9 protein-coding genes are annotated in these 7635 nt (G+C 73.0%); 6 read left to right on the top strand and 3 right to left on the bottom strand.

Features of this window, described 5'->3' with window-relative positions:
• Positions 1–188 precede the first annotated feature (188 nt).
• Positions 189–557 carry a hypothetical protein gene (locus VQ02_RS08685; RefSeq protein WP_048443777.1) on the bottom strand — a complete coding sequence of 123 codons (369 nt, stop codon included), beginning with the start codon at positions 555–557 and terminating at the stop codon, positions 189–191.
• Positions 558–723: 166 nt separating this feature from the next.
• Between VQ02_RS08685 and VQ02_RS08680 the strand changes: the two genes are divergently transcribed.
• Together VQ02_RS08680 and VQ02_RS08675 are read left to right on the top strand one after the other, a co-directional pair.
• Positions 724–1398 carry an HAD family hydrolase gene (locus VQ02_RS08680; RefSeq protein WP_209436984.1) on the top strand — a complete coding sequence of 225 codons (675 nt, stop codon included), beginning with the start codon at positions 724–726 and terminating at the stop codon, positions 1396–1398.
• Positions 1399–1643: 245 nt separating this feature from the next.
• Complete coding sequence (locus VQ02_RS08675; RefSeq protein ID WP_425339887.1) at positions 1644–2759, top strand: alpha/beta hydrolase; 1116 nt, start codon at positions 1644–1646, stop codon at positions 2757–2759.
• Between the two features lie 90 nt (positions 2760–2849).
• On the opposite strand, the gene VQ02_RS08670 is transcribed toward VQ02_RS08675, so the two are convergent.
• On the bottom strand, positions 2850–3551 hold the full coding sequence (locus VQ02_RS08670) for a sigma-70 family RNA polymerase sigma factor (RefSeq protein ID WP_083469120.1): 702 nt from the start codon (positions 3549–3551) through the stop codon (positions 2850–2852).
• Positions 3552–4023: 472 nt separating this feature from the next.
• Here VQ02_RS08670 and VQ02_RS08665 point away from each other — a divergent pair, with 472 nt between their 5' ends.
• Positions 4024–4284 (top strand): hypothetical protein, encoded by a 261-nt coding sequence (locus VQ02_RS08665; protein ID WP_048443776.1) that lies wholly within the window; start codon positions 4024–4026, stop codon positions 4282–4284.
• 95 nt (positions 4285–4379) lie between these two features.
• On the opposite strand, the gene VQ02_RS34670 is transcribed toward VQ02_RS08665, so the two are convergent.
• Positions 4380–5432, bottom strand: coding sequence for a DUF2336 domain-containing protein (locus tag VQ02_RS34670; RefSeq protein WP_157080555.1), 1053 nt, complete (start codon positions 5430–5432; stop codon positions 4380–4382).
• A gap of 353 nt (positions 5433–5785) precedes the next feature.
• Here VQ02_RS34670 and rpsF point away from each other — a divergent pair, with 353 nt between their 5' ends.
• The 3 genes from rpsF to VQ02_RS08645 all read left to right on the top strand — a co-directional run bounded on the left by rpsF (position 5786) and on the right by VQ02_RS08645 (position 7590).
• Complete coding sequence (gene rpsF, locus VQ02_RS08655) at positions 5786–6265, top strand: 30S ribosomal protein S6 (protein ID WP_048443775.1); 480 nt, start codon at positions 5786–5788, stop codon at positions 6263–6265.
• Positions 6266–6268: 3 nt separating this feature from the next.
• A complete protein-coding gene (gene rpsR, locus VQ02_RS08650; protein ID WP_012332436.1) occupies positions 6269–6520 on the top strand; it encodes a 30S ribosomal protein S18 in 252 nt (83 codons plus the stop codon).
• A gap of 104 nt (positions 6521–6624) precedes the next feature.
• Entirely contained in the window at positions 6625–7590 is a 966-nt protein-coding gene (locus tag VQ02_RS08645; protein ID WP_048443774.1) for a DUF2232 domain-containing protein, read from the top strand.
• The last annotated feature ends 45 nt before the right edge of the window (positions 7591–7635 follow it).

Here is a 7635-nt window from a genome sequence, read left to right as displayed (position 1 = left end):
GGAGATCGCCGACACGGTGCCGGCGGCGGCGCCGGACGCGCCCGGCCGCGGCTGGTGGCCGGCGACCCGCGCCGGCCTGGAGGAGCGCCTGCGGCGCCTGCGCGAGACCGCCCGGGCGCAGGAGACCCGGGCCCGCCGGGCCGCCGCGGAGGCCGGTGCGGAGCGGAGCGAACCCTGAGTGGCGGCCTTCAGAACTTCCCGCCGAGACCGACCGAGCCGCCCGACCCGATCGTGGGCGACAGGCTGCTGCCGCCGCTGCTCCCGCTGCCGCCCTCGCCCTCGATCTCCTCGCGGCGGATGCGCCGGGACGGGGCGCTCAAGGTCTCGTTGCCGGCCCGGGCGGCCGGAACGTTGAGGCGACGGGTCGGCTCGGTCGCCGCCTGGGCGAGGTCGCCGCTGCTGCGGGCCGGCACCTTCACGTCGCCGCGCAGCGAGGGCGGCGGGCCGACATCGCCCGCCGGGAGCACGCCGCCGGTCTGGCCGAGAGGATTACTGATGCAGCCGCCCGCGAGCGCGGCCACGGCCACGACGAGGCAGGCTCTGGACAGGACGGACATCGGCACTTCCCACGGTTTCCTGAGGGCCGCCCCGCCGGCCGGCGGGCAAGCGGCGTCGCCGAACCTCTAGCGGTCGAGGCGTCCGAAGGCCAGCCGCGCCGGCGCCCGGCCGGGGAACCCCGGCGCTTTGCCGCCGGTTCGTGCTCGTCTGCAACAGAGGGCCGCCATGATCCGGAACCTGATCTTCGACATCGACGGGACCCTGCTCGACAGCGTCGACCTCCACGCCGCGGCCTGGGCGGAGGCGTTCCGGGCCTTCGGGATCGAGGTGCCGCAGGCCGAGATCCGCGGCCAGATCGGCAAGGGCGGCGATCAGCTGATGCCGGTCTTCGTGCCGCCCGAGCGCCTGGAGCGCGAGGGCGAGGCGATCGAAACATTCCGCTCCGAGCTGTTCACGCGCGAGTACCTGCCGAAGGTGAGGCCGTTCCCCGGCGTGCGGGCGCTGTTCGAGCGGCTGAAGGCGGAAGGCCACGTCCTGGCGCTCGCCTCCTCCGGCAAGGCCGACGAGGTCGAGCGCTACCAGGAGATCGCCGGCATCCGCGACCTCGTCGACGTGGCGACGAATTCCGACGAGGCCGAGCGCTCGAAGCCGCACCCGGACATCTTCCAGGCCGCGCTCGCGCGCCTCGGCCATCCGTCCCGGGGCCAGGCCGTCGTGATCGGCGACTCGCCCTACGACGCCGAGGCCGCGGGCCGGGCCGGCGTGCCGGTGATCGGCGTCCTGTGCGGCGGCTTCCCCGAGGCGCAGCTGAGCGAGGCCGGCTGCACCGCGATCTATCGCGACGTGCAGGACCTGCTCGACGGCTACGACCGCTCGCCCCTGCGGCGCGGGCTGCCCTGAGCAGGCTTCGCAGGAGTGGCCACCGGTTCCGCGGCCAAAGACCTGAGGCGAGCCAACACCCCAGGCGGACGAAGTGTTGGCCGCCCAACGCAAGTCCGCTCGGCGGACGGCGCCCGGATCGTCTTGCCGGAGGGCGCGGGGCGTGCGAAGCGTGCGGCGACCCACGCAGACAGGATTCGGTTCCCTTGCCCGGTTCGTCGCCCGGCCCGCGCCGCCCCGCCGTCCTGCCCCTTGCTGCCGCGCCTCTGGCCGCCACGCTCCTGGCCACCGCGCTGCCGGCCACCGGTCTCGCGCAGGCACCGCCGCCGACCGCCGACGCGTCGGACTTCGCCCGCATGGAGGCGGCACAGAACGCCGCCAACGCCAACCCGGGCCCGCGCACCGTGCCGGGCCGGCGCATCCCGGTGCCGGGCACGGTGAGCCCCGAGTTCCAGGCGACGATCGCGGCGCCCTACCGGACCCCGGCCTGGAACGCCGACCCGGGCAGCGCGGCCGAGTGGAAGGCCCTCGTGGCCAAGCTCGCGGCCCAGACCGCCGCGCCCCTGCCGGCCCTGCGCGAGCGCCTCGGCGTGGTCTCGACCCCGGAGGTGATCGGCGGCGTCAAGGCCTGGATCATCGCCCCCCGGCAAGTGCCGGAGCGCAACCGCCACCGGCTGCTGGTCCACATCCACGGCGGCGGCTACGTCTACAACCCGGGCGAGGCCGGCACCCTCGAGGCGGTGCTGATGGCGGCCTTCGGCGGCTTCACGGTGGTGTCGTTCGACTACCGCATGCCCCCGGACGCCCCCTACCCGGCGGCGATGGACGACGCCATGGCGGTGTGGAAGGCGGCGCTGACGCTGCAGCCGGCCGAGAACATGGCGGTGTTCGGCACCTCGACCGGCGGCGGCATGACGCTGGCCCTGATGCTGCGGGCCAAGCGCGAGGGGGTGCCGCTCCCGGCCGCCATCGCGCCCGGCACGCCGTGGTCCGACCTGACCGAGACCGGCGACAGCTACAAGGCCAACGAGTGGCTGGACAACGTGCTCGTCTCCTACGAGGGTTACCTGACCCGGGCGGCCCAGCTCTACGCCGCCGGCCACGACCTGCGCGATCCCCAGCTCTCGCCGATCTACGGCGACCTGCGCGGCCTGCCTCCCACCATCCTGACCACCGGTACCCGCGACCTCTTCCTCTCCAACACCGTGCGCACCCACCGCAAGCTGCGCCAGGCCGGGGTCGAGGCCTCGCTGCAGGTGTTCGAGGGCATGAGCCACGCCCAGTACCTGTTCAACCCGGACGCGCCGGAGACCCGCGAGGCCTTCGCGGAGATCGCGGCGTTCCTCGACAAGCATCTGGGCACGGCGCCGAAGAAGCCCTGAGGGCGGGGAGGCTCGGGTCCCGGATCTGATTCCCTTCGGAAGACCTCCGCCACGTCCGGCGCGCGGAACGGCGAGCAGCCGAAGGCGGTTTCAGGCCCGCGCCGCAAGGCGGCCGGTGAGGAACGCCCGCGCGCGACTGACCCGACTCTTCACGGTGCCGACCTGACAGCCGATCAGGGCCGCCGCAGCCTCGTAGGTGAGGCCCTGGGCGCCCACCAGCATCAGCGCCTCGCGCTGCGTCGGCGGAAGCGCCGCCATGGCCTGCCAGACCTTCTGCAGGTCGATGCCGTGCTCCTGCGCGGGCAGGGCGATCATCTCGCCGGCCGCAGCGCCGTCCGCGTCCTCCACCTCGCGCCGCCGCCTGCGGCACTCCGTGTAGAACTGGTTGCGCAGGATGGTGCAGAGCCACGCGACGAGGTTGGTGCCGGGCGTGAACCGGTGCTGGTTGGCCCAGGCTTTCAGGACGGTTTCCTGCACGAGGTCGTCCGCCTGCGCCGCGTTGACGGTGAGCGACAACGCGAAGGTACGCAGACGAGGCAGAACCTCGGTCAACTCGCGCCGAAAACTGTCCGCGTCGACCGCGCTCCGTGTCGCCAGCGCCGCATCGAGCCGAGCGACGAGGTCCAGCAGCGGCGCGGGATGGATCTCGGTGAGGACGAAGCCGTACAGGATCTGCAACTGCTCGCCGAGGTGATCGCGCGCTTGCGCAGGCAGCGTGCCCGCCGGTCGCTCCGCGGCGAGCGGTTTAAGCCCCTGAGGCTCGCCCTCCGGATGCCTGTCGTCGAAACCCATCAACCCCTCGACCTGAGTGCGGGCAGCGCCGGGATGAATCGGCAATCCCATCCGGGAACATGTGGCAATCTCTTGCTGAATGGATCCTAACAGACGCTTGTGCCGATCCGAGGAACCACCGCCTGCCGAGCGTTGCGGCCGATCGGCGGTTGCCGAGGCCCTGTAGGATGATCGGAGCATCATGCCGGCGATCGACGGGAACGACGCAAGCTCGTCCCGGCGCCTGCCGCAAGGCAGCCGGATCGATCACGATCATCTTACAAGTCGACATCCCGCAATGCCGGCACGAGGCGTCCGACGAGGTCGGGCAGGAGGGGCGAGATCCTGGCCATCCGGCGACGATCGCCGCCGACAGGCGCTCGGCAGATCGTTAAAATGCGTATCGAGAGGCGCGCCTGAGTTTAGAGTCGTTAAAAAGTAATCCCATCCCTTGTTATTTGTCTTGAAAAATATTCTGGGCTAAGCCGCCCGGATGGCCCGCCGCGTGACCTATCAGATTCTCGACATGCCGGACGGACGGTTTGCCGTTGCGGCGACCATCGAGCCCGACAAGACGGTCTTCCGCAACGGCTTCGCGACGCAGGCCGAGGCGGATGCCTGGGTCGAGGGCCTGCGGGCGATCATGGCGGCCCTGGGCGCACCCGTGAGCCTCGCGGTTCGCGAATATCCCGGCTCGCTGCCCTTGGACGAGGTGCTGGCCTTCCTTCGCAAGGCGCCTACGGAAACCGGCTGACGGCGCCTGGTCCCGGCCCTCCTTCATCAACGCGCATGATCAGCGCGTCTGGGCTCGACGATTCGGAGGGGGCCGGGAGCGGCGCCTCGCGCGGGCTAGGCCGATCGGGATCCGGCCGTCTCGTTCGCACCCGGCCGCTCCGCGACCAGCGCACGCGCCCGGGCCACCGTCACGGAGCGGTAGACCGGCACCGCCTCGCCGGCCGCCTCGGCCGTCAGGGCCCGGCCGGTGCGGGCGCGCAGGAAGGCGCCGAGGGTGGAGAGCCGCAAATCCGCCGCCCGCACGAGGAGCGCGAGGGCCCGCAATCCCGCGCCGCGATGGGCCGCCTCCGCGCGCCCGGCGGAGCAGCCGGCGAGATGCGCGAGGCCGATCAGCGCCTCGGCGGTCCTGCCGTTCGCGAGCCAGAGGCGGAGATCCGCCTCCTCGAGCCCGAGCCGGATGCGCAGGGTCACCGCCTCGGCGGCGCGCCGCGACGGGCTCGGAGGCGCGGCCGGCCGCTCCCGCAGGAGCGCGGCGCGCTGGCTCGGCAGCAGGCCGCCGCGGGCCGCCAGCCCCGCCGCGAGGCTGCTTCGGTCCTCCATCCGCTCGGACAGGACCGAGAGCGCCGCGAGCGAGAGCTGCGCGCCGCGGTTGCCCAGGAGCGTCGCCATCACCGCCTGGTCGCCCCGGTCGGCCAGCACATCGGCGACCCGGGCGGCGACACGCTCGCGCCGGGCGATGGCCGCGAGATGCGCCGGGCCGCGAATCCGGGCGACCCGGAGCAGCAGCACCTCCGGCAGCGAGGCGCAGGCAGCCAGGATCGGCACCGCGACGCTGGCCTCCGCGTCGCAGGCGAGGCGCCGCGCCAGCTTGTGCGGGGGACGGGCGAGGCCGCTGACGCGCCGGGCGAGCTGCCTACGCGACGCCGTCCCGGCGCCCTCGGCGAGCACCGTCATCACCTCGTCGAAGGCGCTGACCTGCGGGCCCGACAGCGCGTCGGCCCGGGCCACCAGGAGGTCGGTGACGCCCAGGAGCGCCCGCGCCGCGTCGGTGCCGGAGGCGACCCGCTCGGCCTCGTCCACGAGGTCGGCGAGGGAAGCGGCGCCGGGCTGCGGCGGGCGCCTTCCTGGCCGGGGAGTCGCGGAGGGCGTTGCGCGGGGAGCGTGCACGCGTGGAAGTCCTGGGAGGAACGCTGCGGCAACCTTAGGGGGACGGTGGTTACGGCGGCCTTAGGGTCGGCCGCCGCGCCCGGAGCCTCGCCCCTTGCCCTTTCGCCGAAACCTGCTATAGGCCGCGCCTCGCGTTCGCTCCGGCCGGGGGCTGAACGGACGGCGTTGGGCGCTTCGCGCCCAGCGTAGGGGTCCGCCCCGTCGTCCCGTGTCTCCGCCTTCGAACAATCGCTCGGGCCTTTGCAGGCTCGAAGGGCTTGGCGCCGTGCGACGCGAGGACGAACCGGCCCGACGCCAGAACCGCACCCGCGACTTCAGGCAGCGGGCCAAAGTCTCCCTGAGAAAGGCCCATCATGGCTCTCTACGAGCATGTGTTCCTGGCTCGCCAGGACGTGACCTCGCAGCAGGTCGAAACGATGATCGAGACCTACAAGTCCGTCATCGAGCAGAACGGCGGCAAGGTCGAGAAGACCGAGATGTGGGGCGTGAAGTCCCTCGCCTACCGCATCCGCAAGAACCGCAAGGCGCACTTCACCCTCCTCAACATCGACGCTCCCCCGGCGGCCCTCGCCGAGATGGAGCGCCAGATGCGCATCTCCGAGGATGTGCTGCGCTTCATGACCGTGCGCGTCGAGGAGCTCGAGTCCGAGCCGTCCGCGATGATGCAGAAGCGCGACCGCGACGAGCGCAAGGACCGCGAGCGCGGCCGGCGCCGGGACGACGACGGCTTCGCCGGCGGCTTCGGCGGTGGCGACCGCGCCGAGCGCGGCGAGCGCCCGGAGCGGGCCGAGCGCCCTGAGCGCGCCGAGCGCAACACGAACGAGGAGCAGTAAGCCATGGCTTTCGGTGCTGGTGGCGGCGGTGGCCGTCGTCCGTTCTTCCGTCGGCGCAAGACCTGCCCGTTCTCGGGCCCCAACGCCCCGAAGATCGACTACAAGGACGTGAAGCTGCTCTCGCGTTACGTCTCCGAGCGCGGCAAGATCGTGCCCTCGCGCATCACCGCGGTGTCGGCCAAGAAGCAGCGCGAGCTCGCCCAGGCGATCAAGCGCGCCCGCTTCCTGGGCTTCCTGCCCTACGTGATCCGCTAATCTCCGACACAACAACCCGGCGGCATCGTGCCGCCGGGTCGCTGGGGCGGCCGACCGCCTCTAACCCCGCCCGGACGGGCGGCGGGACAGCGGACAGTTCATCGATGGCTCGACATTACGGCATCGGCATCATTGCCGGCCTCGCCTCGGCGCTCCTGATCGGGGTCGTCGTCCAGGCGACGCCGCTCGCCCTCGCCCTGTACCTGCTCGCCCCGCTGCCGATCCTGATCGTGGCGATGGGCTGGAGCCACCGGACCGGCCTCGTGGCCGCCGCCGCCGGCACGCTCGCCCTCGCCCTCGCCGCCTCGCCCCTGCGCGGCCTCTCCTTCCTGATCTCGACGGCCCTGCCGGCCTGGTGGCTCGGCTATCTCGCCCTGCTCGGCCGGCCGAAGAGTGCCGGGGACACGGCCTCCGGTGAGATGGAGTGGTACCCGACCGGCCGGCTGCTCGCCTGGGTCGCCGTCACGGCGGCGGCGGCGCTGATCGTCGTGGTGATGCTGTCATCGGGCGAGCATGCCGCCTACCAGGACCGGGTCCGCCGCCTCGCCCGGGCGATGCTGCAGCTCCAGCTCCAGGAAGTCCCGTCCCGCGGCGCCGCCCTGCAGGAGGAGGACCTCGCCCGCATCGCCGACCGGGTCGCCGGCATCGCCCCGGCCATCATGGCGACGACGTTCACGCTGCTCCTGACCTTCTATCTCTGGGCCGGCGCCCGGGTGGTGCAGGTCTCCGGGCGCCTGCCGCGGCCCTGGCCCGACATCCCCGCCACCGCGATGCCGCGCCGGGCCCTGTGGGGCCTCGCCATCGGCGGCGCCCTCACGGTCGCGCCGGGCTATGCCGGCGCCTTCGGGGTGGCGCTCCTCGGGGCGCTGGCCGCCGCCCTGGCGCTCCAGGGCCTGGCGGCGATTCACGACCGCAGCCGGGGCAGGCCCGGCCGCACGCCGCTGCTGGTCGGCCTCTACGTGGTGGTCTTCCTCACGCAGGGGCTGGCGCTCGCCGCCCTCTCCCTCTTCGGCCTGTTCGACGTCGTCTCCGGACGGCGGCAGCCGGCCAAGGTCCCGCCGGCGGCATGACCCCGCCGACGGCCTGAGACACCGAATCCCCGGTCCCGCCTGCGG

Origin of the sequence: Methylobacterium variabile, from assembly GCF_001043975.1 — a bacterium.
Classification (GTDB): Bacteria; Pseudomonadota; Alphaproteobacteria; order Rhizobiales; family Beijerinckiaceae; genus Methylobacterium; species Methylobacterium variabile.
The sequence above is the reverse complement of the archived record's forward strand: the minus strand, read 5'-3'. Positions and strand labels throughout refer to the sequence as shown.